This is a genomic window from Melaminivora alkalimesophila (assembly GCF_000282995.1).
In the GTDB taxonomy this organism is placed as follows: Bacteria; Pseudomonadota; Gammaproteobacteria; order Burkholderiales; family Burkholderiaceae_C; genus Melaminivora; species Melaminivora alkalimesophila.
The window spans coordinates 1-732 of sequence record NZ_ALEE01000836.1 but is presented as its reverse complement, the minus strand read 5'-3'; the positions used below and the strand labels follow the sequence as shown (position 1 = coordinate 732).

General features: G+C 75.0%; 1 protein-coding gene. It reads right to left on the bottom strand.

Annotated elements, in window-relative coordinates; all coding sequences use genetic code 11:
• On the bottom strand, positions 1-732 hold a 732-nt coding region (locus tag A612_RS16030; RefSeq protein WP_040437234.1), incomplete at both ends, for an FUSC family protein.

Below are 732 nucleotides of genomic sequence, written 5' to 3'. Positions count from 1 at the left end.
TGGCCGCCGGTGCGCGCGCAGCGAGTCCGCCAGCTCGCCGATCGCTGCCTGCAGCCCGGCCGCCGCCTGCTCGGCCAGGGCGCGGTCCGCTTCCGCCAGGGCGCCGGCCGCCCCGGCCTGCAGCTCGCGGTGGGCCGCCAGGGCCGACAGGTAGCCCAGCAGCGCGTGGACCTGCACCAGCAGCTCCGTGCCGGCCTCGGCGTGGCGACGCACCCAGGGCGGCTCGCGCAGCATGTGGCCAAGTGTGGCGGAGAGCGCCGCGTCTGCGTTGTGCGCGGCGCGCCGCGCCACGCGGTAGTCCAGATCGTCCTCGCGCCCCTCGGCGTGTTGCAGCATGATCTGCTCCAGGTAGCGCGCACAGGCCTGCAGCGCGTCGGCCGCGGCTGCCCCCAGGCGCCGGCCCTGCCAGTCCGGCAGCACCAGCAGCAACGCCGCGGCGGCGATTGCCGCCCCCACCACCGTATCGAGCAGCCGCGCCACGATCAGCGCGTCGCCCTCGGCATCGCCCTGGTGGAACAGCATCAGCACCATCACCGTCACGGCCACCGAGGCGGCCACGTAACGCTGCGTGCGCGTGAGGAAGAACAGCACGCCGCTGCCCAGCGCCAGCAGCGCCTGCACATAGGCCTGCGGAAACAGCCGCAACAGCGCCCAGCCCAGGAGCAGCCCCAGCACCGTGCCGCCGATGCGCTGCGCGAGGCGCACCACGGTCGCGCCATAGGTCGGCTGACG